Annotated in this window: 19 protein-coding genes and 1 pseudogene; 5 read left to right on the plus strand and 15 right to left on the minus strand. The window is 60.4% G+C overall.

The annotated features are described in order from the left end of the window. Positions 1 to 63: 63 nt before the first annotated feature. The 6 genes from ACM110_RS09805 to ACM110_RS09830 all read right to left on the minus strand — a co-directional run bounded on the left by ACM110_RS09805 (position 64) and on the right by ACM110_RS09830 (position 7,712). Entirely contained in the window at positions 64 to 696 is a 633-nt protein-coding gene (locus tag ACM110_RS09805; protein ID WP_416127611.1) for a sarcosine oxidase subunit gamma, read from the minus strand. Positions 697 to 826: 130 nt separating this feature from the next. After that, positions 827 to 3,844 carry a sarcosine oxidase subunit alpha gene (locus tag ACM110_RS09810; RefSeq protein ID WP_416127612.1) on the minus strand — a complete coding sequence of 1,006 codons (3,018 nt, stop codon included), beginning with the start codon at positions 3,842 to 3,844 and terminating at the stop codon, positions 827 to 829. Further along, positions 3,841 to 4,170, minus strand: coding sequence for a sarcosine oxidase subunit delta (locus tag ACM110_RS09815; protein ID WP_047534309.1), 330 nt, complete (start codon positions 4,168 to 4,170; stop codon positions 3,841 to 3,843). Before ACM110_RS09815 ends, ACM110_RS09810 begins: the two co-directional genes overlap by 4 nt. A gap of 14 nt (positions 4,171 to 4,184) precedes the next feature. After that, positions 4,185 to 5,435: a sarcosine oxidase subunit beta gene (locus ACM110_RS09820; RefSeq protein ID WP_416127613.1), complete on the minus strand. Its 1,251-nt coding sequence runs from the start codon at positions 5,433 to 5,435 to the stop codon at positions 4,185 to 4,187. A gap of 23 nt (positions 5,436 to 5,458) precedes the next feature. Beyond that, positions 5,459 to 6,712: a serine hydroxymethyltransferase gene (glyA, locus tag ACM110_RS09825; protein WP_416127614.1), complete on the minus strand. Its 1,254-nt coding sequence runs from the start codon at positions 6,710 to 6,712 to the stop codon at positions 5,459 to 5,461. 283 nt (positions 6,713 to 6,995) lie between these two features. Then, entirely contained in the window at positions 6,996 to 7,712 is a 717-nt protein-coding gene (locus tag ACM110_RS09830) for a TraX family protein (RefSeq protein WP_416127615.1), read from the minus strand. A 131-nt stretch (positions 7,713 to 7,843) separates the two neighbouring features. Between ACM110_RS09830 and ACM110_RS09835 the strand changes: the two genes are divergently transcribed. Then, positions 7,844 to 8,884, plus strand: coding sequence for a low specificity L-threonine aldolase (locus ACM110_RS09835; RefSeq protein WP_416127616.1), 1,041 nt, complete (start codon positions 7,844 to 7,846; stop codon positions 8,882 to 8,884). A gap of 166 nt (positions 8,885 to 9,050) precedes the next feature. Further along, positions 9,051 to 9,875 carry an SDR family oxidoreductase gene (locus ACM110_RS09840; protein ID WP_416127617.1) on the plus strand — a complete coding sequence of 275 codons (825 nt, stop codon included), beginning with the start codon at positions 9,051 to 9,053 and terminating at the stop codon, positions 9,873 to 9,875. A gap of 126 nt (positions 9,876 to 10,001) precedes the next feature. On the opposite strand, the gene gbcB is transcribed toward ACM110_RS09840, so the two are convergent. Continuing rightward, the gene (gene gbcB / locus ACM110_RS09845; RefSeq protein ID WP_338583588.1) at positions 10,002 to 11,102 is read right to left on the minus strand and encodes a glycine-betaine demethylase subunit GbcB; all 1,101 of its coding nucleotides are present in this window, start codon (positions 11,100 to 11,102) and stop codon (positions 10,002 to 10,004) included. A gap of 281 nt (positions 11,103 to 11,383) precedes the next feature. Between gbcB and gbcA the strand changes: the two genes are divergently transcribed. Further along, positions 11,384 to 12,679 carry a glycine-betaine demethylase subunit GbcA gene (gene gbcA / locus ACM110_RS09850; protein WP_338583589.1) on the plus strand — a complete coding sequence of 432 codons (1,296 nt, stop codon included), beginning with the start codon at positions 11,384 to 11,386 and terminating at the stop codon, positions 12,677 to 12,679. A 742-nt stretch (positions 12,680 to 13,421) separates the two neighbouring features. Here the strand turns inward: gbcA and ACM110_RS09855 are convergent. From ACM110_RS09855 to ACM110_RS09890, 8 genes and pseudogenes are all read right to left on the minus strand, one after another. After that, positions 13,422 to 14,621, minus strand: coding sequence for a retropepsin-like aspartic protease (locus ACM110_RS09855; protein WP_416127618.1), 1,200 nt, complete (start codon positions 14,619 to 14,621; stop codon positions 13,422 to 13,424). A 162-nt stretch (positions 14,622 to 14,783) separates the two neighbouring features. Next, positions 14,784 to 15,148 (minus strand): annotated as a pseudogene (locus tag ACM110_RS09860) (hypothetical protein). A 124-nt stretch (positions 15,149 to 15,272) separates the two neighbouring features. Beyond that, the gene (locus ACM110_RS09865; RefSeq protein ID WP_416127619.1) at positions 15,273 to 16,043 is read right to left on the minus strand and encodes an electron transfer flavoprotein subunit beta; all 771 of its coding nucleotides are present in this window, start codon (positions 16,041 to 16,043) and stop codon (positions 15,273 to 15,275) included. A gap of 15 nt (positions 16,044 to 16,058) precedes the next feature. Next, a complete protein-coding gene (locus tag ACM110_RS09870) occupies positions 16,059 to 17,279 on the minus strand; it encodes an electron transfer flavoprotein subunit alpha/FixB family protein (protein WP_416127620.1) in 1,221 nt (406 codons plus the stop codon). Then, positions 17,279 to 19,225, minus strand: coding sequence for a dimethylglycine demethylation protein DgcB (dgcB, locus tag ACM110_RS09875; RefSeq protein ID WP_416127621.1), 1,947 nt, complete (start codon positions 19,223 to 19,225; stop codon positions 17,279 to 17,281). The genes ACM110_RS09870 and dgcB overlap by 1 nt, the downstream gene beginning before the upstream one ends. A 141-nt stretch (positions 19,226 to 19,366) precedes the next feature. Then, positions 19,367 to 21,427, minus strand: coding sequence for a dimethylglycine demethylation protein DgcA (gene dgcA / locus ACM110_RS09880; RefSeq protein ID WP_416127622.1), 2,061 nt, complete (start codon positions 21,425 to 21,427; stop codon positions 19,367 to 19,369). Between the two features lie 15 nt (positions 21,428 to 21,442). Continuing rightward, positions 21,443 to 21,973 carry a DUF5943 domain-containing protein gene (locus ACM110_RS09885; protein WP_060542338.1) on the minus strand — a complete coding sequence of 177 codons (531 nt, stop codon included), beginning with the start codon at positions 21,971 to 21,973 and terminating at the stop codon, positions 21,443 to 21,445. A gap of 168 nt (positions 21,974 to 22,141) precedes the next feature. Further along, complete coding sequence (locus ACM110_RS09890) at positions 22,142 to 23,119, minus strand: dipeptidase (protein WP_008033250.1); 978 nt, start codon at positions 23,117 to 23,119, stop codon at positions 22,142 to 22,144. Positions 23,120 to 23,342: 223 nt separating this feature from the next. Between ACM110_RS09890 and ACM110_RS09895 the strand changes: the two genes are divergently transcribed. Both ACM110_RS09895 and ACM110_RS09900 read left to right on the plus strand, forming a co-directional pair. Further along, positions 23,343 to 23,744: a lysozyme inhibitor LprI family protein gene (locus ACM110_RS09895; protein WP_416127623.1), complete on the plus strand. Its 402-nt coding sequence runs from the start codon at positions 23,343 to 23,345 to the stop codon at positions 23,742 to 23,744. 61 nt (positions 23,745 to 23,805) lie between these two features. Then, a complete protein-coding gene (locus ACM110_RS09900) occupies positions 23,806 to 24,222 on the plus strand; it encodes a DUF3010 family protein (RefSeq protein WP_416127624.1) in 417 nt (138 codons plus the stop codon). Positions 24,223 to 24,328: the final 106 nt, after the last annotated feature.

Genomic DNA, 24,328 nt, shown 5'->3' on the forward strand with positions numbered 1-24,328 from the left:
CTGATTTAACGCGCCGCTCTTGAGTCCATCGCGAGCAAGCTCGCTCCTACAGGAAGGCGGTGATCAGGCCTGAACGCTGAGGCCGAATTCAGCCGCTGCATCCTGCAACCACAACCACCAGTAATCCGAGAAGCTGCGACGGATCAGCAGTTCCCAGGTGTCTTCGCCGGTATGGCGGATCACCAGTTGCGACTTGGCGAACACCGTGCCGACAGCCTTGCCCACCGGAAAGCTGTTTGGGTGCACGTCGTAGCTGGTGGATTTCATCAGCACCTGGCGCACGTTCGGGCCGCTCAGTTCGAGGATCTGCTGACCGCCGCTGACGTTGACGATCTGGATGTGCAGATCGCCCAGCGCTTCACGCAGTTTTTGCTCGGCGGCGAACTCTTCGCCGGTCGGCACGATCAGCAGCCATTCATCCGGCCCCATCCATTGCAGGCTGGTTTCGCCTTTGACGATGACGGTCAGCGCACCCGGCAATTCGATGCCGAGCGCCTTGTGCACGCCGGCGGCAAACGCGGCATCGTGGCCATCGCCACGAATGGTCAGGTGGCCGAGGAGTTTTTTCTCACGCACGGTCACACCGGCGTTCTTGCGACCCTTGCCCACCAGGCTGGCGAGGTCGGCATGCTGCAGCGACGACTCGGCCTTGGCCCCGGTGGTTGGGCGTTGTTGGTAAACATTGGCTGCGGTCATAAAGCACCTTTCCTGAATTCTGTGTTCCCTGTGGGAGCTGGCTTGCCAGCGATAGCGTTGTATCAGTCACTGTTGTGTTGTCTGGTCTGACGCCATCGCGGGCAAGCCCGCTCCCACAGGTACTGTGGTGTCACACGTTCTGGCGATCACCTTTCGGATCGAAGAACACCGAAGAAACAATCTCCGCCTCGATCACGCTGCCATCCGCCAACGGTGCAAACACGCGTTCGCCCATGCGGTTCAGGCCGCCCTTGACCACGCCCATGGCAAACGAATAGCCGAGGGAGTTGTGGGCGTAGCTGGAGGTCACGTGGCCGACCATGGTCATCGGGATCGCCTGCTTGGTGTTGAACACCAGTTGCGCACCTTCCGGCAGCCATTTGTTCGGATCGATCGGCTTCAGGCCCACCAACTGCTTGCGCTGATCACGCACGCAGTCTTCACGGTTCATGCCGCGCTGACCGATCCACGAGAACGGTTTGGTGCGGCCAACACACCAGCCCATGTTCAGGTCGTCCGGGGTCATCGAGCCGTCAGTGTCCTGGCCGACGATGATGAAGCCCTTCTCGGCCCGCAGGACGTGCATGGTTTCGGTGCCGTATGGGGTCAGGTTGTACTTCTTGCCGGCGTCGACGATTTTCTCGAGCACGCCCATCGCGTAGTCGGCCTGCACGTTGACTTCGTACGACAGCTCACCGGTAAACGAAATCCGGAACACCCGCGCCGGTACGCCGCCGACCAGACCTTCTTTCCAGGTCATGAACGGGAACGCTTCGTTGCTCAGATCGATGTCGGTGACTTCGCTGAGCAGCTTGCGGCTGTTCGGCCCGGACAGGGTCATGGTTGCCCAGTGATCGGTCACGGAGGTGAAGTACACCTTCAGGTCTGGCCATTCAGTCTGCTGGTAGATTTCCAGCCATTGCAGCACGCGTGCAGCGCCGCCAGTGGTGGTGGTCATCACGAAATGGTTGTCGGCCAGGCAGGCGGTCACGCCGTCGTCGAACACCATACCGTCTTCTTTGCACATCAGGCCGTAACGCGCCTTGCCCACGTCGAGCTTGGTCCAGGCGTTGGTGTAGATGCGGTTGAGGAACTCGCGCGCATCCGGGCCCTGAATGTCGATCTTGCCCAAAGTCGAAGCGTCCAGCAGGCCGACGCTATCGCGCACGGCTTTGCATTCGCGCTTCACGGCGGCATGCAGGTCTTCACCGGATTTCGGGAAGTACCACGGACGTTTCCACTGACCGACGTCTTCGAACTCGGCGCCGTTTTTCAGGTGCCAGTGATGCAGTGCAGTGAAACGCACAGGTTCGAAGATGTGCCCACAGTGACGACCGGCCACGGCGCCGAATGTCACCGGCGTGTAGTTCGGGCGGAACATGGTGGTGCCCATCTGCGGGATGGTCACGTTCAGCGAACGGGCGGCGATGGCCAGGCCGTTGACGTTGCCGAGCTTGCCCTGATCAGTGCCGAAGCCCAGCGCGGTGTAGCGTTTTACGTGCTCGACCGACTCGAAGCCTTCGCGGGTCGCCAGTTCGATGGCGGCGGCGGTGACGTCGTTTTGCAGGTCGACGAATTGCTTCGGTGCCCGTGCAGTGTTCTTTTCATGGGGCACCTGGAACAGCGCCAGAGTCGGCTCTTCCAGACGTGCCAGGGCTTTCGGCAAGGTCGCTTCGACCGGACCGAAACCGGCTTCGCTGGCTGCGCGAACGCCGCCTTCAAAACCGTCGGCCAGCGAATCGCCCAGACCGTAGACGCCGTTGATACCACCGACGCACACGCGTTTCTGCGGTGCTTCGCCCGGTACGAAACCGAGGATGTCTTCACGCCAGGTTGGCTTGCCACCCAAGTGCGAAGCCAAGTGAACGACAGGGCTGTAACCACCTGAACTGGCGATCAGATCGCAGTCGAGCCATTCGCCCGGGCTGGTGACTTTGTGTCCTTTCACATCGATGGCAGCGACGCGAGCAGCCGTCACGTGCTTGCTGCCACGGGCCTCGATCACGGCACTGCCGGTGAGGATGCGGATGCCTTTGGCGCGTGCTTCTTCCACCAGCGCACCGCGCGGGTTGCTCCGGGCGTCGGCGATCGCCACCACTTGCAGGCTGGCATCGAGCCAATCCAGCGCAACGCGGTAGGCGTGATCGTTGTTGGTCGACAGCACCAGTTTCTTGCCCGGCGCCACGCCGTAACGGCGCACGTAAGTCGAGACAGCACCGGCCAGCATGTTGCCCGGCACGTCGTTGTTGCCGTAGACCAGTGGACGCTCGTGAGCGCCGGTCGCCAGCACCACACGCTTGGCGCGAACCCGGTGGATGCGCTGACGCACCTGGCCAATCGGTGCGCGGTCGCCGAGGTGATCGGTCAGGCGCTCGTGAATGGTCAGGAAGTTGTGGTCGTGGTAGCCGTTGACCGTGGCGCGCGGCAACAGCAGCACGTCCGGGGTGTTCTTCAGTTCGGCGATGACACTGGCGACCCACTCGGTCGCAGGCTTGCCGTCGAGGCTTTCGCGGGAGTCGAGCAGGCTGCCGCCGAACTCTTCCTGCTCGTCAGCCAGGATCACACGGGCACCGCTGCGCGCAGCCGCCAGTGCAGCGGCCAAACCCGCAGGGCCGGCGCCGACGATCAGCACGTCGCAGTGCTGGTTCATGTAGTCGTAGGTGTCCGGATCGTTCTCGGTCGGCGAACGGCCAAGACCGGCAGCCTTACGAATGTACTTCTCGTAAGTCATCCAGAACGATTGCGGGTACATGAAGGTTTTGTAGTAGAAACCCGGTGGCATCAGCTTGCCGCCGACCTTGCCGAGAATCCCCATCATGTCGTTGTTCACGCTCGGCCAGCCGTTGGTGCTGGTGGCGACCAGACCCTGGTACAGCGCTTGTTGCGTGGCGCGTACGTTCGGAATTTGCGTGGCTTCAGTGGCGCCGATCTGCAGCACCGCGTTCGGCTCTTCAGCGCCGGCGGCGAAGATGCCGCGCGGACGGGAATACTTGAAGCTGCGACCGATGATGTCGACACCGTTGGCCAGCAGTGCAGCGGCCAGCGAGTCGCCTTCAAAGCCTTTGTAGCTCTGGCCGTTGAAGGTGAAGCTCAAGACTTTGTTGCGGTCGATCCGTCCGCCGTTGGACAGGCGATTGATCTGGCTCATACCTTCTCTCCCAGAGCCGTGCTGGCCGCTTTCGGGCTATCGGTCTTGTCGGTGAATTGTGGCTTGGTGCCGATCTTGTAGGTTTCGAGAATCTCGTAGGTCACGGTGTCGCGGGTGGCGTTGAAGTACTGACGGCAACCGGCGGCGTGAATCCACAGTTCATGGTGCAGACCGCGAGGGTTGTCGCGGAAGAACATGTAGTCGCCCCACTCCTCGTCGGTGCAGCTGTTCGGATCCAGTGGACGCGGAATGTGCGCCTGGCCGGATGCGTGGAATTCCTCTTCGGAGCGCAACTCGCCGCAGTGAGGACAGAAGATATGCAACATGGGGATTTCTCCTGTTAGTGGGCAACCGCAGCAGCGCCGTGTTCATCGATCAACGCACCGTTGTGGAAACGGTCGATGGAGAAAGGTGCGGCCAATGGGTGCATTTCACCCTTGGCCAGGCTCGCGGCAAATACGTTGCCCGAGCCAGGTGTCGCCTTGAAGCCGCCGGTGCCCCAACCGCAGTTGAAGAACATGTTCGGCACCGGGGTTTTCGAAATGATCGGGCAGGCATCCGGCGTGGTGTCGACGATGCCGCCCCACTGACGGTTCATGCGTACGCGGGACAACACCGGGAACATCTCGACGATGGCCTGGATGGTGTGCTCGATCACCGGGTACGAACCACGCTGGCCGTAGCCGTTGTAGCCGTCGATACCGGCGCCGATCACCAGGTCGCCCTTGTCGGACTGGCTGATGTAACCGTGCACGGCGTTGGACATGATCACGCTGTCGATAATCGGTTTGATCGGCTCGGACACCAGCGCTTGCAGCGGGTGGGATTCGATCGGCAGACGGAAACCGGCGAGCTTGGCCATGTGCCCGGAGTTACCTGCGGTCACTACGCCGACGCGCTTGGCGCCGATGAAGCCCTTGTTGGTTTCAACGCCGATGCACACGCCGTTTTCCTTGCGGAAACCGATCACTTCGGTCTGCTGGATCAGGTCCACACCGAGGGCGTCGGCCGCACGGGCAAAGCCCCAGGCCACCGCATCGTGACGAGCCACGCCGCCGCGACGCTGGACGGTCGCGCCCATCACCGGGTAGCGAGTGTTCTTCGAGCAGTCGAGGTACGGAATCTCGTCGGCGACTTGCTTGGCATCGAGCAGTTCGCCGTCGACGCCGTTGAGGCGGTTGGCGCTGACCCGACGCTCGGAATCACGGATGTCCTGCAGGGTGTGGCACAGGTTGTAGACGCCGCGCTGGGAGAACATCACGTTGTAGTTCAGATCCTGGGACAGGCCTTCCCACAGTTTCATCGCGTGTTCGTACAGGTGCGCCGATTCGTCCCACAGGTAGTTGGAGCGAACGATGGTGGTGTTGCGCGCGGTGTTACCGCCGCCCAGCCAGCCCTTCTCGACCACGGCCACGTTGGTGATGCCGTGTTCCTTGGCCAGGTAGTAGGCGGTCGCCAGACCGTGCCCGCCACCGCCGACGATGATCACGTCGTAGACCTTTTTCGGGGTCGGCGTGCGCCACATGCGCTGCCAGTTTTCGTGGTGGCTGAGGGAGTGTTTGAAGAGGCCGAAGCCCGAATAGCGTTGCATAGTCATTTACTCCAAAACCGCGCTCAGCGATAAACCGGGAAGTCCGCGCACAGTGCCGACACTTGCTGGGCAACATTGGCCTCGACATCGGCATCGCCGAGGTTGTCGAGGATGTCGCAGATCCAGCCGGCCAGCGTCACGCACTGGCTCACCTTGAAGCCGCGCGTGGTCACCGCCGGGGTGCCGATGCGCAGGCCGGAGGTCACGAACGGCGACTGTGGATCGTTCGGGACAGCGTTCTTGTTCACGGTGATGTGGGCGCGACCGAGTGCTGCGTCCGCCTCTTTGCCAGTGAGGCCCTGACGGATCAGGCTGACCAGGAACAGGTGGTTGTCGGTACCGCCGGACACTACATCGTAGCCGCGTTTGATAAACACGCTGGCCATGGCCTGGGCGTTGTCGATCACTTGTTGTTGGTAAGCCTTGAAGCCTGGCTCCAGCGCCTCTTTGAAGCACACGGCTTTACCGGCGATGACGTGCATCAGCGGGCCGCCCTGGGCACCGGGGAATACTGCTGCGTTGAGCTTCTTCTCGATTTCTTCATTGGCCTTGCACAGGATCAGGCCACCACGTGGACCACGCAGGGTCTTGTGGGTGGTGGTGGTGACCACATCGGCGTACGGGAGCGGATTCGGGTACAGACCCGCGGCGACCAGACCGGCAACGTGGGCCATGTCGACGAACAGCAGCGCGCCAACCTTGTCGGCGATCTGACGGAAACGTGGGAAGTCCAAAGTCTTCGAGTAAGCCGAGAAACCGGCAACGATCATCTTCGGCTTGCACTCGACGGCCAGGCGCTCGACTTCGTCGTAATCGATCAGACCGGTCTTGGTGTCGATGCCGTACTGCACGGCGTTGTACAGCTTGCCCGAGGACGACACTTTGGCGCCGTGGGTCAGGTGACCGCCGTGGGCCAGACTCATGCCCAGGATGGTGTCGCCAGCTTGCAGCAGGGCCAGGTACACGGCGCTGTTGGCCGAGGAACCGGAGTGTGGCTGGACGTTGGCGTAATCGGCGCCGAACAGTTGCTTGGCGCGCTCGATGGCCAGGGCTTCAACCTTGTCGACGTGCTCGCAGCCACCGTAGTAGCGCTTGCCCGGATAGCCTTCGGCGTACTTGTTGGTCAGGCCGCTGCCTTGCGCTTCCATCACGCGCTTGCTGGTGTAGTTCTCCGACGCGATCAGCTCGATGTGATCTTCCTGACGTTGCTCCTCGGCATTCATCGCCGCCAGCAGTGCATCGTCGTAACCCTGGATCTGGTCTTGCTTGCTGAACATCGCGTCTCTCCCAGCGGCATCTGTGCGCCATTCGTCTCGGTAAGGCACCGGTGTTTCGGCAGTGCCCTTTGATAGCGATGGTATGACTGGCTTGGAGAGATCAAATGCCTACGGGCGCCACGCAAAGGTGCGTTTACGACATGGCGGGAAATGGCTTGCCGCACCCAACCCTCAATTCATCGAGAAACCCTGTGGGAGCTGGCTTGCCAGCGATGACGTCACCACATCCGGCATTGATGGCGGCTGGTCCACCGTTATCGCTGGCAAGCCAGCTCCCACAGAGTCATGCAACGATCTGGCGGAGAAGCAACAACATGAGGAAATGCACGGGATACAGCGCATACGCCCACCGCCGCATCGGTGGTGGTTTTACGTCACGCAGGTGTCGCAACAAGAACAGCCCCAGCCATGGCGCAATCAGACAAGTGGCGACTGCCGCCATCGCCACGTGATTGCCTAATCGAACGGAGTAATACAGCACCTGCCATTGATTGGCGGCGAGACAAACCACTCCCGGCAGCAGTGCGAAGTACCACGGACGACGGATCACCAGCAGCGTCACCCACGGCAGCAACACGCCAAAGAAACCGAACATCAATCGCTGAGAGAAAAACGCCGCCAACACCAGAGCACCGACTGCCAGCAATCGCGATTGCATCGCCGGTTGCTGCCAGCCCCGCGCCACCAACAGACCAAGGGCCAGTGTTGGAAACACATTGAGCGTGTCGGGATTGGGAAGGAACATCCGGTAGGGAATTTCGCTGGCCGCACTGAACAGCAACATCCAGCCCAGATAACGCCACTGACCGCTTGTCGCGACTACCGACGCCCGCGCCAGGTTCGCCGCCATCGCCAGGCAAAACCACGGAAACGCCAACCGCCCCGGCACATACAGCCAATCGGCGGAGTAACCGACATATCGCAGGTGATCGAGGACCATGCTCAGCAACGCCAGCCACTTGAGCAGATCCAGTGCACCGTCACGCTGTCTCACGTGCATAATTGGCCGGCATCCTTGTATTTTTCTGACAGCGACATCCCGTGTGCTCCCCGGATGATCTTCGGTAAAGTGCGCACCATCATTGACCACGGGACGCTTCACCATAAGCGCCCCGACCACGGAAGCAGGCCATGACCGATAAGAGCCAACAATTCGCCAGCGACAACTATTCCGGCATTTGCCCTGAAGCCTGGGCCGCCATGGAACAGGCCAACCATGGGCATCAGCGCGCTTACGGCGACGACGAGTGGACCGCCCGCGCGTCCGACGATTTCCGCAAACTGTTCGAAACCGACTGCGAAGTGTTCTTCGCCTTCAACGGCACCGCCGCTAACTCGCTGGCCCTGTCGTCGCTGTGCCAGAGTTACCACAGCGTGATCTGCTCGGAAACCGCCCACGTCGAAACCGACGAATGTGGCGCACCGGAATTCTTCTCCAACGGCTCCAAGCTGCTGATCGCCCGCACTGAAAACGGCAAGCTGACGCCGGAATCGATCCGCGAAGTTGCGCTCAAGCGCCAGGACATCCACTATCCGAAACCGCGCGTCGTGACTCTGACCCAGGCCACCGAAGTCGGCAGCGTCTACACCCCGGACGAAATCCGCGCCATCAGCGCCACCTGCAAAGAGCTGGGCCTGAACCTGCACATGGACGGCGCGCGCTTCTCCAACGCCTGCGCATTCCTCGGCTGCACCCCGGCGGACCTGACCTGGAAGGCCGGCGTCGACGTGCTGTGCTTCGGCGGCACGAAAAACGGCATGGCGGTGGGCGAGGCGATCCTGTTCTTCAACCACAAACTCGCTGAAGACTTCGATTACCGCTGCAAACAGGCCGGGCAACTGGCGTCGAAAATGCGCTTCCTGTCGGCACCATGGGTCGGCATCCTGGAAAACCACGCCTGGCTCAAATACGCCCGCCACGCCAACAACTGCGCGCAATTGCTGGCGGAACTGGTCAGCGACATTCCAGGCGTGGAACTGATGTTCCCGGTACAGGCCAACGGTGTGTTCCTGCAACTCTCGGAACCGGCCATCGCCGCTCTGACCGCCAAGGGCTGGCGCTTCTACACCTTCATCGGCAACGGCGGCGCACGCTTCATGTGCTCGTGGGACACCGAGGAAGAGCGCGTACGGGAATTGGCTCGCGACATCCGTGAAGTGATGACCGCCTGACCCGATCCCGTAGGAGCTGCCGCAGGCTGCGATCTTTTGATTTGGCTTTTTCAAGATCAAAAGATCGCAGCCTTCGGCAGCTCCTACAGGAAACCTTCGCACCTGAAGACTTCGTCTACATTGTTTGTCGAGCCGACCCGCTCACATAACAATCAGGAGCGTACGCATGTCATTGCAAGGCAAAACCCTGTTCATCACCGGCGCCAGCCGTGGCATCGGCCGCGAGATTGCGCTGCGCGCTGCGCGTGATGGGGCGAACATCGTGATCGCCGCCAAAAGTGCCGAACCCCACGCCAAGCTGCCGGGGACGATTTTCAGTGTGGCGCAGGAAGTCGACGCCGCGGGCGGCAAGGCGCTGGCCTTGCAAGTGGACGTGCGTGATGAAGTCGCCGTGCGTGAGGCGCTGGCCCAGGCCAATGAACATTTCGGCGCGATCGATGCGCTGGTCAACAACGCCGGGGCGATCAAGTTGACCGGGGTTCAGCACATCGAACTCAAGCGCTTCGACCTGATGCACCAGATCAACACCCGCGCCGTTTTGCTGTGCAGTCAGGCGGCGTTGCCGTATCTGAAGAACTCCAGTGGACACATCCTCAACCTGTCCCCACCGCTCAACCTCGCCAACAAATGGTTCGCCCAATACAGCCCGTACACCGTGACCAAATACGGCATGAGCATGCTGACCCTGGGCATGAGCGAGGAATTCAAGAATTACGGGATTAGCGTCAACTCGCTGTGGCCGCAGACGATGATTGCCACGGCGGCGATCGAGTTTCAGTTGGGGTCACGGGAGTCGTTCAAGCATGCACGTGCGCCTGCGATCATGGCGGATGCGGCGCATATCATCCTGAGCAGCCACGGGCGCAGCCTGACCGGGCGCTTGTTGATTGATGAGGAAATTTTGCGGGAAAGCGGAGTGACGGCGTTCGAACACTATCGGTTCGCGCCGGACAGCAGCGAAAAACTGATGACCGACTTGTTTATCGACTAAACACCCTCCCCTGTAGGAGCGAGCCTGCTCGCGATGAACCTGAGAACGCCGCGGGGTGTCAGGTTGCCAACGTTATCGTTGACGTCCATCGCGAGCAGGCTCGCTCCTACAGGGGATCGGTGTTGATCAGAACTCGATCCGCACATCGCCCTTCGGCACGCTGCAGCACGACAGAATGTACCCTTCGGCTTCGTCTTCTTCGGTGATCCCGCCGTTGTGTTCCATTTCCACTTCACCGCCCAGCTTCAATACCTTGCAGGTGCCGCAAATGCCCATGCCGCAGGCTTTCGGGATCAGCAAGCCAGCCTTCGCTGCCGCCGCGTGAACGGTTTCACCCGGCGCAATGCGAATGCTTTTCCCCGACGCTGTGAATTCGACCTGATGCAGATCCGCCAAGTCGAGTTCCGGTGCGTCGGCCGCCTGCTCGGCGTGTTCCACTGCATCGGCGCGCGCTTCCGGCGGAGTCGCGCCGAAGGATTCCTCGTGGTAACGCGACATGTCGAAGCCAGCGGCTTCCAGCAAGCGCTTGACCGCATTCATGTACGGCGTCGGGCCGCAGCAGAACACTTCGCGCTCAAGGAAGTCCGGCGCCATCAATTCGAGCATCCGGTGGTTGAGGTAGCCGCGATAACCGGCCCACGGCTCACCCATGCCGTGCTTCTCGCAGATCAGGTGCAGGCTGAAGTTTTCGATCCGCGATGCCATGTGCTCCAGCTCGCGGTGATAAATGATGTCCTTGGGCGAACGGGCGCTGTGGATAAACACCATGTCGACATTGCCGTTGGTGTCGTAGAACCAGCGCGCCATGGACATGACCGGTGTGATACCGACGCCGCCGCTGAGGTAAAGCACCTTAGGCGCGGTGAAGTCCATGGCATTGAACAGCCCGACCGGCCCGTGCACCGCCAGCTCCTGGCCTTCGTGCAGGGTGTCGTGCAACCAGTTGGAAACCTTGCCGCCCGGCACGCGCTTGATGGTCACCGAAAAGCTGTACGGTACCGACGGCGAGCTGGAAATGGTGTACGAGCGCATGATCGGCTGGCCTTCGATTTCCAGCTCCAGGGTGACGAATTGCCCCGGCTTGAAGAAGAACAGGATCGGCTGGTCGGCCATGAAACAGAAGGTGCGCACATCCCAGGTTTCCTGGATGACTTTGACGCAACGGACGATGTGTCGACCATTGGCCCAGGTCTGGGTGGTTACCGGGTTCAGGAAGCTGTTGGACATGCTGATCTCCACGGCCGACTGTCGGCCTTCATGTTGGCGATTCTGCGTATAGCGCGAACCACCCATTTACCTATCTGCGACATTCACATGCTTATCGCGACCAGCCCGCAACTACCGGGGGTTGCGCGTCGGGAACAGATTGCATCATGTCGCCCATGGATAAGGTTCTGGCCAGCGCCGGCCCCACACTCGCCTCAACAGATAACTGCTGTTTTTTGTCTTGCGTCGCACAACCGTAGCCACTTTCGCCGGCCACACAGAATGGCCTTGAGGATTAAACGATGGACGTCACTACTACCCTGAGCCTGGGCGATCCGCTGGAACCCGCACGCAAGGCCACCGCGCAAATGCTGCAAGAGCGCGAGCGCACGTTCTCGCTGCCGCAGCCGTTTTACTCGGACGAGCGCCTGTTTGATATCGACATGCAGGAAATCTTTCAGAAAGAGTGGTTGATCGCCGGCATGACCTGCGAAATCCCGACCAAGGGCAACTACCTGACCCTCCAAGTGGGCAAGAACCCGATCATCGTCATTCGCGGCGCCGAAGGCGTGGTGCATGCGTTCCACAACGTCTGCCGCCACCGTGGCTCGCGCCTGTGCACCAGTGAAAAAGGCAAGGTTGCCAAACTGGTCTGCCACTACCACCAGTGGACGTACGAGCTCGACGGTCGCCTGCTGTTCGCCGGCACCGAGATGGGTGCCGACTTCGACATGAAGCAATACGGCCTGAAACCGGTCAATGTGAAGACTGCCGGCGGCTACATCTTCATCAGCCTGGCGGAGAACCCGCCGGCCATCGATGACTTCCTGTCGACGCTCAGCCATTACATGGAACCGTACGACATGGAAAACACCAAGGTGGCGATCACCACCACCTTGATGGAAAAGGCCAACTGGAAACTGGTGCTGGAAAACAACCGCGAGTGCTACCACTGCAACGCGTCGCACCCGGAACTGCTGAAAACCCTGCTGGAATGGGACGACGTCACCGACCCGCGCGCCGATCAGGCGTTCAAGGACCACGTCGCCGCCTCCGCCGCTGCCTGGGAAGCCGAGAAGATTCCTTACGCCCACGCCAGCTTCGGCCTGCGTAACCGCATCGTGCGCATGCCGCTGCTCAAGGGCACCGTGTCCATGACCCTGGATGGCAAGCAGGGCTGCGCCAAGCTCATGGGCCGCATCAAGAACCCGGACCTGGGCTCGATGCGCATCCTGCACCTGCCGCACTCCTGGAACCACTGCATGGGCGACCACATCATCGTGTTCACCGTGTGGCCGATCAGCGCCCAGGAAACCATGGTCACCACCAAGTGGGTCGTGCACAAGGACGCCGTCGAAGGCGTGGACTACGACGTCGACCGCATGCGCCAGGTCTGGGACGCCACCAACGACCAGGACCGTCGCCTGGCCGAAGAGAACCAGCGCGGGATCAACTCCACCGCTTACCAACCGGGCCCTTACTCCAAGACCTATGAGTTTGGTGTAGTGAACTTTGTGGATTGGTACAGCGAGCGTTTGCTGAGCAACCTGGGCGCCGAGCCTGCGCCGTACCTCAAGGGTGTTCCGGTCCAGGGTTAATCAGAACAAAAGATCGCAGCCTGCGGCAGCTCCTACAGAATCACACGATCCGTGTAGGAGCTGCCGCAGGCTGCGATCTTTTATTCGCGATACCTCGATCAATTAGAACTGTACGAAATATGATCTATTTCGTTCCACGCTATACCCCCCGCGCCTTCCAGCCTTCCGCAAACAAGTTATCCACACCTCCACCCACAGCAAATGGGGACAACTGTGGAAACACGCAAAGTTTTCTGCACAGAAATCAAAGAAAATCCGTGACTTATCCAAATGCATGATTTTCAACGGTGTCTGTTCATTTATTGAGCAATCCCCTGCGAGCCACGTATTACATGGCCTGTAGCGTATGACAAACACCTTATCCACAGATGCGCCAACAGACTTTGGGGGCAACTTTCATAGTGCTGTGGAAAACCGCTGCAAGCCGCGAGTTTTCTGCTTTTGAGCGTGGGATGACGGGTCAAAACGATGTTTTGGTCATTTATTAACCAGAAGCTAGAAAGCCACGGTCTATAAGGCCTTCAGCGGTAAGCGAACATCTTATCCACAGAGGCGCCAACAGAGATTGGGGGCAACTCTTGGTTTCTGTGTGGACTAATTCTCTGAAAAAAGCTTTGTAAAACCGGAAGTTACACTGATTGTTTTTTGATCTAACGGCTACAGCCCCCTATTTCCATGGGCTGCAGCAATGGGCAAACATGTTATCCACAGAAGCGCCAACAGGGATTGTGGGTAAACACGGTCAAACCTTGTTAAAACACGACCGCCCCGCCTCGATATCCAGGTTCAACTCAAAGTCGTCGAATGCACGCCACCCGAGCAAGATCGATGGCACGTAGCGCCCAAGCAACATGGACGCAGGAATGGTGAACCCCGGATAGTATTTGTAAGTGAGCGCCAAGGTGTTGCCCGGCAACTTCAACACGCCTTTGAAGGTTTGGTAATGCTGATCGGCTGTATTGGTCGGTGAGTTGCCCGGGGTCATCGACGTGACGACATTGACCTGGGGCCCGGGCGCAGCCGAGGTCAGGTAATCGACATTGCCGGTATCGACAATCGCAAACGTCGCCCGGTGGTCCAGCCGCGCGGGAATGGTCAGCCGTTGATTGATATCCAGGCGGGTGTAGGTAATCGGCGAATCGCATCGCACGGCGCGCGCGGGGTTGAGCTCCAGAGTTTTTCTGGTGAGTTTCAGCGGCCCGAGCTTGCTGATCAGATCGAGCCCCAGCAAGTTATCGCGATCACTGACGAACACCAGAACGTTCCTGAACTCACTTGTACCGATACTCAAGGAGTCAAGGACGCCAAGTTTGGCAGCCAGGTCGCTCTCGCCATAAAACGTGCTGTAGGCGTAGTGGGAGTCAGTCAGTAGCCTGATCCCCATCAGTTTGGCGGTGGTGTAGTTGATCCGGGTTTGCGGGGCGCCAGTATCGACAATGAATCGTACCGAGTGACCGTTTGCCGCCTTAACGTCGATGAACGGCAGCACCTCGTCGGAGACGAAATGTTCGCTGGAGTACGGGTGAATCGTCAGCACTTCACGCTGCCGGCTTCTTCTCACCGAGAAATCGCCGGTCGCTCTCAGCGTCGACAGCGATTCATTGCCGAACATGGAAAACAGCATTTTCAGCTCGGCATTGGCTTCGATTGCCCGGGCGTGTTTGCGCCGGGTTGCCACGAAGTAGTCGGGAAGCTGATTGGCCGCTTTGAGCTCGAACATCCGGGCAACCACCGACACGGAGCAATTGAGGTTGTTGGCCGCATCCAGTACTTGCTCACAGCGCTGGCGTACCTGCGCCAGCGAGGCCTTCTGCCCCGCCTCTGACGCCAGCCACCGATCAAAATCCTGCTCAGGCGCTTCCGTCCGGGAAGCAGACATCAATCCCGAAGACGCGCACATGGCGCATGCTAAGAGCAGCAAAGACCGACAGACAGCCTTCATATTCAACCCATTCATAAAAACCGAGTTTTATGAGCAAGCGCTGAATGTCTGAAATCCCGGAACCGTGCTGCACCCTTAAACAGCGCACTGAAAACTGTAGCTCACCGACAGGCGAGCCGAGAGATTGTGGATAACGTTGCTTGTTCAATACCTGAAGCAGGATCAGGGCCTGTGCATAAGATAGGCGTCACCCGCGACGCGGATCAATGGATGAGGTGCGACCTGGCAGGTCTTGGCGTACGGCGCCAGTACCGGGTCGGTGGTTGGCACAGCCTCAGGATCGTGGCGCATCACGTAGCTGTGCAGCATGCCGATGACTTGACCGTCAGCCTCGGCAATCAGGCGTTCTGGTAAGAGAAATCCACGTCATCGCGGGCGTATCTAATAGTGCCCACATCCAGCAAGTCCTGGCCGGGTTCCGCCAATTGGCTCCAGATGTAGTCTGAAGCGCCTTCTGATGAGATTTGGAACAGACGCGCGATCTCTCGCGCATCTGTCCGTACTGCCGAGCGAAACACGACACTCATTATTTTTTCTCTGCCAGGTTATACATTCCACCTGTAGGAGCTGCCGCTGGCTGCGATCTTTTGACTTTGATTGTAAAAAACAAGATCAAAAGATCGCAGCCTGCGGCAGCTCCTACACAACGCGTCAGCGAACCACGCCTTCTTCAATCAGCAACTTGAGAATCGCCTCCGCCCCGGCTTGCGCCGTGACGCCTTTGAGCACTTGCCCACCACCGCCACTGGCTTTCGCGGTTGCAGCTTTCATACGATCGGCGCCGCTCTTGGCCTTGATCACCTTCAAGCGTTTTGGCCGTGGCTTGGCAGGTTGCAAGGTGGCGACCGCCAACAGTTCATCGTCGACGACTTCCACGTCATCAGCCTGCAACACCCCGCGCCGAGCCGGGCCGTAAGCACTCTGCCGAGGCTTCGGCGCAGCGTTATCCACAGTCGCCAGAAACGGCAGCCGCACTTTCAAACGACGACGCTGACCACGGGGCAAGGCTTGCAGCACCAGCGCCGAACCACCGTCGATGGACTCGACCTGCGCCAGCCCCACCACCAGCGGCCAACCGAGGCTTTCCGCCAGCAGAAACGGCAACATGCCCGAGCCTTCACCGGTTTCGGCCTGACTGCCGGTCAGCACCACTTGTGCCCCGGCGTCACGCAAATACGCGGTCAACGCCGGCAGCGCGTCGGCGCCTTGCAGTTGCTCCAGCACGTGGAGTTGTTCAAGACCCATGCCCAGATAGGCACGCAGTGCCGGCTCGGCAACATCACCGGCATGCAGCACCTGCAAGTTATCCCCAGCCAGTTGCAGACCCAGTTCCACCGCCCGCGCATCCTGCTCCGCGCGGCGTGGCCGACCGGAAGTCGGGTGGGCGCCGATGGACACCAGGCTGATGATTTTCGTGCTCATAACCCTTTCCTTCCCTTAAGCCGCATCGCGCTTGGCGTCGTTGCGGTAAGCCTCTACCGCCGCGATCAAGGCTCGAAGAATCTCGGCGCTCTCGCCGATCACCGACAGGTCGGCACGTTTGATCATGTCGCAGCCAGGATCGAGGTTGATCGCCACCACCTTGTCGCAGGCACCGATGCCTTGCAGGTGCTGGATCGCCCCGGAAATCCCCACCGCCACGTAGACCCGTGCAGTGACCCAGGTGCCGGATGCACCGACCTGACGGTCGCGGGCCATGAAACCATCGTCCACCGCCACCCGCGACGCACCTTCGGTGGCGCCGAGGGCCGCAGCCGTCTGGTGGAACAACTCCCAATCCTTGACCCCGTTGCCACCGGAGAAGATGAACTCGGCTTCGGCCATCGGAATCGCCGCCGGGTCCACTGCCACTGCGCCCAGATCCTCGATGCGCGAGAGACTGCGCGCCACGGTTGTGGATAACTCCACCGGCAACGCTTCGTGACGGGTTTCACTGACCGGCTCGGCACATTCCACGGCGGCCAGAATCAAGCGCGCAACTGGTCGAGCCAAGTCTTGCAGACCCGCACCGGCGCGGCCGATGCATTCCTGATCCTTGACCTGCCAGACCCGCGTGGCCGGGCGTTCGCCCAGTGCGGCCGCAAAGCGCCGGCCCAATTCGCCGCCACCGCTGCGGCTGTCGGGCAGCAACCAGTGAGGCGGGCTGAACTGGTTATCCACAGCCCGCAAGCCCTGGACACGTTGCTCCGGTGCATAACCGCTGAATTCTTCGCCATCGAGCACCAGCAAGCGATCGACGCCGGCGGTGGCGAATGCACTTTCCTTGTGTTCACCGAAGACCACGGCCAGCACCGCACCGTCCTTGCCGGCCAGTTGATGAGCCAGGCCCAGCAGGTCGCGGTCGTGGCTGCCCAAGCGGCCACCGACCATGTCCGGCACCACGCAGATGTAGAACGCCGGTGCAGGCACTTGATGCAGCGGCAATTGCACTTCAACGGCGGCGGTGCGCTTGGTGGCTCCGCCCTGTTGAGCGCCGCTGCGGTCAATGCGCTTGATGCCGTTGGGGCCGATAAAACCGATGCCGTGCAGGTTCTTGCGGATGACACCGTTCGGCCCCATCCAGCTGTGCTGCGCCGACTGCATGGCCGCGTGAAGCGGATGCAAGCGGTTACGGGCGATCCATTCGGCGCGGGGGTCGCGGCGGATAATATCGCTCATCAATGCACCTCCGCAGGTTCACGTTTGGCCGGTGTAGACGGCTTGGGCATTTCGTCTTCAAGCAATGCATCGGCCACCAGTTCGGCGATGTCCTTGATCAGCGGCCGAGGTTCGACCACGCCTTCGAGCATCGCTGTGCATTGCGGGCAACCCACGGCCACCAGTTCGGCGCCGGTCTCGCGGATGTCTTCCATGCGCATGTCGGGAATCCGCTGCTTGCCCGGAATGTCGGTGATCGGCGCGCCGCCACCACCGCCGCAGCAGCGCGAGCGGAAACCGGAACGTTGCATCTCTTTGACTTCAATCCCCAGCGCGCGCAAGACCTGACGCGGTGCCTCGTATTCGCCGTTGTAGCGGCCGAGGTAGCACGGGTCGTGATAGGTCACGCTATCGCCTTTGTGCTGGCCGAGGTTCAGCGCACCGGCCTCGATAATTTCGGCCATGTAGGTGCTGTGGTGCTGCACCAGGTAGTTGCCGTCGAAGGCGCCGTATTCGTTTTTCAGCACGTGGAAGCTGTGCGGATCGCAAGTGACGATGCGGTTGAAGTTGTACTTGGCCAGGGTCTGGATGTTGCGTTTGGCCAGCAACTGGAAGGTCGCTTCGTCACCCAGGCGTCGCGCCACGTCACCGCTGTCGCGCTCTTCCAGGCCAAGCACGGCGAAGTCGATTTTCGCTGCTTTCAACACTTTGACGAACGCGCGCAAGGTGCGTTGGTTACGCATGTCGAAAGCGCCGTCGCCGACCCAGAACAGCACGTCGGTGGATTTCTTTTCGCTCAACAGATTGAGGTTCAAGTCCGCCGCCCAGTTCATCCGCCCGCCCGGCGCAAAGCCGCCCGGGTTGTCGGTGGCGATCAGGTTTTCCAGGACTTCGGCGCCCTTGTTCGGGGTCGCGCCTTTTTCCAGGGTCAGGTGACGACGCATGTCGACGATGGCATCGACGTGCTCGATCATCATCGGGCATTCCTCGACGCAAGCGCGGCAAGTGGTGCACGACCACAGGGTTTCGGCATCGACCAGACCGTTGACGATCGGTTGATGCGGATTGCCAGCGTGTTCGCCGATGGCCTTGCCTGGATACGGACTGCCAGCGAACTTGGCATCGGTACCGCCAGCGAGGCCGACGACCATGTCCTGAATCAGCTTTTTCGGGTTCAACGGCTGGCCGGCGGCGAATGCCGGGCACGCGGCTTCGCATTTGCCGCACTGCACGCAGGCGTCGAAACCGAGCAACTGGTTCCAGGTGAAATCCTTGGGTTTTTCCACGCCTAACGGCGCGGTCGGGTCGTTGAGGTCCAGCGGTTTCAAACCGGTGGAGCGACCGCCGCCAAAGCGTTCGGCGCGACGGTGCCAAGCCAGGTGCAAGGCACCGGCGAAGGCGTGTTTCATCGGCCCGCCCCAGGTCATGCCGAAGAACAGTTCCGACACGCCCCACAACACGCCAACCCCGAGAATCGCCGCCAACAGCCAGCCACCAAAGTTTTCCGGCAGGATCCCGGCCACCGGCAGAGTCAGCAGGAAAAACGATGCCGAGAACGCCAGCAGGCTTTTCGGCAGGCGCATCCACGGGCCTTTCGACAGCCGTGAAGGCGGGTTGCGTCGACGCAGGTAGACGAAGATCGCGCCGACGAACATCACCGCCGACATCAGCAACAGTGCATAACCGAGGATGCGGTTATGCAAACCGAAACCATGCACCAGAATCGCCAGCACGATGGACGCCACCGCGCCGCCAGCGGTGGCGACGTGGGTGTTGGCGATGTATTTGTCCCGCGCCACCACGTGGTGCAGGTCGACCATGTAACGCTTGGGCATGGCGAACAGGCCGCCGATCAGGTCGACTTTCGAAGCCCGGCCCCGGCGCCACATGGCTGCCCGCCGCAACGCGCCCAGAACCGCAAGGCCCAGGGCAGCGAACAACAGGATTGGAAGAAGGGTGTTCAACATGGTGAAGCTCCCACCAGTACATCTTGGAGAAACACGGTCGGCGTAGGAGCTGCCGCAGGCTGCGATCTTTTGATCTTGATCTTGAAAAGCAAAATCAAAAGATCGCAGCCTTCGGCAGCTCCTACAGGGGGTTTGCCGGACTTAGAAGTCTTTGCATAACCGCAATGCGTCATAGATCGCCGCATGCACGTTCCGCTGCGCCACGCAGTCGCCGATGCGGAACAGCAGGTAGCCGTCGCCGCTCTGCTCCAGGCAAGGTTGCGGCTTGATCGCGAACAAGGCTTCGACGTCGATCTGGCCTTTGTTGCGCGAGTCTTCCTTCAGCGCGTAGTAGATTTCCTCATCCGGGCGCACGCCGTTTTCGATGACCACCTGGTCCACCACCCGCTCCTCTTTGGCGCCGGTGTATTCGTTTTCCAGCACCGCCACCAGCTTGTCGCCTTCGCGGTAGACCTTCTCCAGCATCATGTCGCCGGTCATGATCACTTCTTTCGGGTACATGCTGCGGTAGTAAGTCGGGAACGACGTACCGCCAATGGCCACGCCCGGTTTGATGTCGTCTGTGACGATCTCGACCTGGCTGCCCTTGTCCGCGATGAAGTCGGCGGTCGACATGCCGGTGAATTCGCAAATAGTGTCGTACACCAGCACGTTCTTGCCTGGCGCCACCTTGCCATCGAGCACGTCCCAACTGCTGACCACCAGGCCTTCAGCCGCGCCCCAGTGTTCGTTCTGCTCGATGAACGGATGACCACCGACGGCCAGCACCACCACATCCGGACGCAGGTCCATGATGGTCGGCGCATCCGCCGCAGTGCCCAGCCGCAGGTCGACTTTCAGGCGTGCCAGTTCCAGCTGATACCAGCGGGTGATACCGGCGATCTGGTCCCGTTGTGGCGCTTTCGACGCCGTAGTGATCTGCCCGCCGATGAATTCTTTCTTCTCGAACAGGGTCACGTCGTGGCCACGTTCAGCGGCAACGCGAGCGGCTTCCATCCCCGCAGGGCCGGCGCCGACCACCACAACCTTGCGTTTCACGCCGGTGGTTTTTTCGATGATGTGCGGCAGGCCCATGTATTCACGGGAGGTCGCCGCGTTCTGGATGCACAACACATCCAGGCCCTGATACTGACGGTCGATGCAGTAGTTGGCGCCGACGCACTGCTTGATCTGGTCGATCTGGCCCATCTTGATCTTGGCGATCAGATGCGGGTCAGCGATGTGCGCGCGGGTCATGCCGACCATGTCGACGTAACCGCCTTCCAGAATGCGCGTGGCCTGGTTCGGGTCCTTGATGTTCTGCGCGTGCAGCACCGGAACCTTCACCACTTCCTTGATCCCGGCCGCCAGATGCAGGAACGGCTCCGGTGGATAACTCATGTTCGGAATCACGTTGGCCAGGGTGTTGTGGGTGTCGCAACCCGAGCCGACGACGCCGAGGAAATCGAGCATACCGGTGTCGTCGTAATACTTGGCGATCTGCTTCATGTCTTCATGGGACAGACCGTCCGGGTGGAACTCGTCACCGCAGATGCGCATGCCCACGCAGAAATCGTCACCGACTTCGGCGCGCACGGCCTTCAAGACTTCCAGGCCGAACTTCATGCGGCCTTCAAAAGTGCCGCCCCATTCGTCGGTACGCTTGTTGACCCGCGGGCTCCAGAACTGGTCGATCATGTGCTGGTGCACGGCCGACAATTCCACACCGTCCAGGCCACCGGCCTTGGCGCGGCGTGCTGCTTGCGCGTAGTTGCCGATCACCCGCCAGATTTCTTCCGGCTCGATGGTTTTGCAGGTCGCACGGTGCACCGGCTCACGCACGCCGGACGGCGACATCAGCGTCGGCCAGTTGAAACCGTCCCAACGCGAGCGACGGCCCATGTGGGTAATCTGGATCATGATCTTGGCGCCGTGCTTGTGCATGGCGTCGGCCAGATTCTGGAAATGCGGGATGATGCGGTCGGTGGACAGGTTCACCGAGCTCCACCATTCCTGCGGGCTGTCGATCGCCACGACGGACGAACCGCCGCAGATCGCCAGGCCGATCCCGCCCTTGGCCTTCTCTTCGTAATACTTGACGTACCGGTCGGTGGTCATGCCGCCGTCGGTCGCATAGACCTCGGCGTGCGCGGTGCTGAGCACGCGGTTGCGGATGGTCAGTTTGCCGATCTGGATCGGCTGGAACATTGCTTCGAAAGCCATGGCGGGTTCCTCGACTTACAACGGCTTGACGGTGAACAAGCCGTCTTCATGGCCCTCTTCGGAGCCACCGTAGACTTGCTCGGCCACGGTGCGGATCTTGCTGCCGCGAGCGGCGAGGATCTGATCCATCGCACCGGCAAACCAGCCGGTGAACATGTAATCGACCTTGCGCCCGACCTTGCCGTACACGTAGACGAATGCCGAGTGTTCGAGCTTGACGCTGGCGGTGCCTTTGTCGAGGTCGATGTCCTGGATCTTGAATAGGCCCCAGCCGCGCTGCGACAGGCGCTTCATGTAGTGCTCGAACACCGCGACGCCTTCCAGGCCGTGGCATTCGGCTTCTTTTTCACACCAGTGCCAGGCGGACTTGTAGCCGGCCTTGTAGAGGATCTCGGCATAGGCGTCGGCGCCCAGAACCTCTTCGATGCCCATGTGGTTGTTGACGAAGAAATGGCGCGGTACGTACAGCATCGGCAGGGCGTCGGAGGTCCAGACACCAGTTTCGCTGTCGACTTCGATAGGCAATTGCGGGGCGATCTTGGCCATGGAAACTTAACTCCAGAAAATTCGTTGTGTTGTCGTGTCGTCCTGTAGCAGCTGCCGAGGCACGAGGCTGCGTTGTGGTCCGCAGGACCGCCCTCGGGGGCCGCTTCGCAGCCCATCGCAGCCTCGTGCCTCGGCAGCTGCTACAGGTTTCGTTTTGTGGAAGTCGGGTTACTCGCCCCAAACATCCTTGAGGACGTTCACCCAGTTCTCGCCCATGATCTTGCGCACCACGCGCTCGGAGTGGCCGCGCTTGAGCAAGGTTTCGGTCAGGTTCGGGAACTCGCCGACGGTGCGGATGCCCAGCGGGTTGATGATCTTCCCGAAGCTGGTCAGACGACGGGCGTAGCCCTTGTCGTGGGTCAGGTATTCGAAGAAGTCCTGGCCGTGACCCTGGGTGAAGTCGGTGCCGATGCCGATGGCGTCTTCGCCGACGATGTTCATGGTGTATTCGATGGCTTCGGCGTAGTCGTCGATGGTCGAATCGATACCTTTGGCCAGGAACGGCGCGAACATGGTCACACCGACGAAACCGCCGTGGTCGGCGATGAACTTCAGTTCTTCATCGGATTTGTTGCGCGGGTGAATTTTCAGGCCCGACGGCAGGCAGTGGGAGTAGCACACCGGTTTTTTCGATTCGAGGATGACTTCTTCGGAAGTCTTGGAGCCGACGTGGGACAGGTCGCACATCACGCCAACGCGGTTCATCTCGGCAACGATTTCGCGACCGAAGCCCGACAGGCCGCCGTCACGCTCGTAGCAACCGGTGCCGACCAGGTTCTGGGTGTTGTAGCACATCTGCACGATACCGACGCCAAGCTGCTTGAAGACTTCGACATAGCCGATCTGGTCTTCAAAGGCGTGGGCATTCTGGAAGCCGAAGAGGATGCCGGTCTTGCCCTGCTCCTTGGCTTTACGGATGTCAGCGGTGGTGCGCACCGGAATGACCAGGTCGCTGTTCTCGCGGATCAGCTTCTGGCTGGCGGCGATGTTGTTGACGGTGGCCTGAAAGCCCTCCCACACCGACACGGTGCAGTTGGCCGCGGTCAAACCGCCCTTGCGCATGTCTTCGAACAGCTCGCGGTTCCATTTGGCAATGATCAGACCGTCGATAACGATGCTGTCGGCGTGTAATTCGGCTGGGCTCATCAGGCGTCCCCTTATTGGCGATTCATGCGCCGAATCGTCTGCCGGCGCTTTGGGGCCAGCATATGCCTCGGTGCAGGGGCAGCCGGGTGCAAAAACGACAGGGGAATTGCCGAAAGCGTCAATCCGCGACAAAGGGTCGTCGCCAGGCACTATTGGCGACCTGTTCAAGCCCGTCCGCTTGGGCCAGAATTCGCCCCATCACTGGAATAGAGCGGCGACCTGAATGAAATCCATCCTTCTGGCTTTGGCACTGATTGCGACCGGCGTACACGCAGCGGACGAGTCCGACGACAACCCCTGCGACAAAGTCGAAAACGACATCCAGACCCTGGAATGCTCGGCCTTCAGCAAAACCACCGCCGAAGACCTGCTGAGCGAAAACCTCAAAAGCCTCAACGAGCGCATGCAGTCGCTCTACGGCAAGAACCCGACGCAATTGGCCGACATCAGCGCCAAAATCAAAGCCGCCCAAGCCCAATGGCTGAAAACCCGCGACGCCGACTGCGCCGTGGAAGCCTTCCCGGCTACAACCGGCAGCAAGGCGTTCACCATGGCGCAGAACGATTGCGTAGCACGGATGAGTGATGAGCGGTCGGAGTTTTTGGAGTCGATTGGGCAGGAGTAATGCAATGGTCAGTCAACTTGAGCTGTAAGCTGCACGCAATCAGCCAGTCAAGGGATTCAACATGAAAGTCTGCGGCATCGAAATCAAAGGCAGTGAAGCGATCATCGCCGTGGCGTCCCTCGACGGTACGGCCCTGAGTCACGCCGCCCTCAATACCAAGAAAATCGCCCTCGACGATGATGACGAGGCGGCTAACGTCAAACTGTTCGCCGCGCAGGTTGCGTCGTTCGTGCGTGAGAACTCCATCGACCGCATCGCGATCAAGAAGCGCGGCAAGAAAGGTGAATTCGCCGGTGGGCCGACCACGTTCAAGATCGAGGGTGTGTTCCAGTTGCTGGAGAATTGCGAGGTGACGTTGTTGTCGCCGCAGACGATTACGGCGCAGTGCAAGAAATTCAGTGTCGAGCTGCCGGAGACGCTGAACAAGTATCAGCATGAGGCGTACAAGGCGGCGTGTTCGGCGTTGGTGAAGAGGTAAGTTTAGGCACCGCTGTAAAACTGTAGGAGTGAGCGTGCTCGCGATAGCGGTCTATCAGTCGACATGAATGTGTTTGACAGACCGCTATAGCGAGCAGGCTCACTCC

The organism is Pseudomonas sp. NFX98 (assembly GCF_047784845.1).
GTDB lineage: Bacteria > Pseudomonadota > Gammaproteobacteria > Pseudomonadales > Pseudomonadaceae > Aquipseudomonas.

Excerpts from the sequence above, each read along its gene's own strand:
- ACM110_RS09805 (WP_416127611.1), bottom strand. The coding sequence starts at position 696 with ATGACCGCAGCCAATGTTTACCAACAACGCCCAACCACCGGGGCCAAG.
- ACM110_RS09810 (WP_416127612.1), bottom strand. The coding sequence starts at position 3,844 with ATGAGCCAGATCAATCGCCTGTCCAACGGCGGACGGATCGACCGCAAC.
- ACM110_RS09815 (WP_047534309.1), bottom strand. The coding sequence starts at position 4,170 with ATGTTGCATATCTTCTGTCCTCACTGCGGCGAGTTGCGCTCCGAAGAG.
- ACM110_RS09820 (WP_416127613.1), bottom strand. The coding sequence starts at position 5,435 with ATGCAACGCTATTCGGGCTTCGGCCTCTTCAAACACTCCCTCAGCCAC.
- glyA (WP_416127614.1), bottom strand. The coding sequence starts at position 6,712 with ATGTTCAGCAAGCAAGACCAGATCCAGGGTTACGACGATGCACTGCTG.
- ACM110_RS09830 (WP_416127615.1), bottom strand. The coding sequence starts at position 7,712 with ATGCACGTGAGACAGCGTGACGGTGCACTGGATCTGCTCAAGTGGCTG.
- ACM110_RS09835 (WP_416127616.1), top strand. The coding sequence starts at position 7,844 with ATGACCGATAAGAGCCAACAATTCGCCAGCGACAACTATTCCGGCATT.
- ACM110_RS09840 (WP_416127617.1), top strand. The coding sequence starts at position 9,051 with ATGTCATTGCAAGGCAAAACCCTGTTCATCACCGGCGCCAGCCGTGGC.
- gbcB (WP_338583588.1), bottom strand. The coding sequence starts at position 11,102 with ATGTCCAACAGCTTCCTGAACCCGGTAACCACCCAGACCTGGGCCAAT.
- gbcA (WP_338583589.1), top strand. The coding sequence starts at position 11,384 with ATGGACGTCACTACTACCCTGAGCCTGGGCGATCCGCTGGAACCCGCA.
- ACM110_RS09855 (WP_416127618.1), bottom strand. The coding sequence starts at position 14,621 with ATGAAGGCTGTCTGTCGGTCTTTGCTGCTCTTAGCATGCGCCATGTGC.
- ACM110_RS09865 (WP_416127619.1), bottom strand. The coding sequence starts at position 16,043 with ATGAGCACGAAAATCATCAGCCTGGTGTCCATCGGCGCCCACCCGACT.
- ACM110_RS09870 (WP_416127620.1), bottom strand. The coding sequence starts at position 17,279 with ATGAGCGATATTATCCGCCGCGACCCCCGCGCCGAATGGATCGCCCGT.
- dgcB (WP_416127621.1), bottom strand. The coding sequence starts at position 19,225 with ATGTTGAACACCCTTCTTCCAATCCTGTTGTTCGCTGCCCTGGGCCTT.
- dgcA (WP_416127622.1), bottom strand. The coding sequence starts at position 21,427 with ATGGCTTTCGAAGCAATGTTCCAGCCGATCCAGATCGGCAAACTGACC.
- ACM110_RS09885 (WP_060542338.1), bottom strand. The coding sequence starts at position 21,973 with ATGGCCAAGATCGCCCCGCAATTGCCTATCGAAGTCGACAGCGAAACT.
- ACM110_RS09890 (WP_008033250.1), bottom strand. The coding sequence starts at position 23,119 with ATGAGCCCAGCCGAATTACACGCCGACAGCATCGTTATCGACGGTCTG.
- ACM110_RS09895 (WP_416127623.1), top strand. The coding sequence starts at position 23,343 with ATGAAATCCATCCTTCTGGCTTTGGCACTGATTGCGACCGGCGTACAC.
- ACM110_RS09900 (WP_416127624.1), top strand. The coding sequence starts at position 23,806 with ATGAAAGTCTGCGGCATCGAAATCAAAGGCAGTGAAGCGATCATCGCC.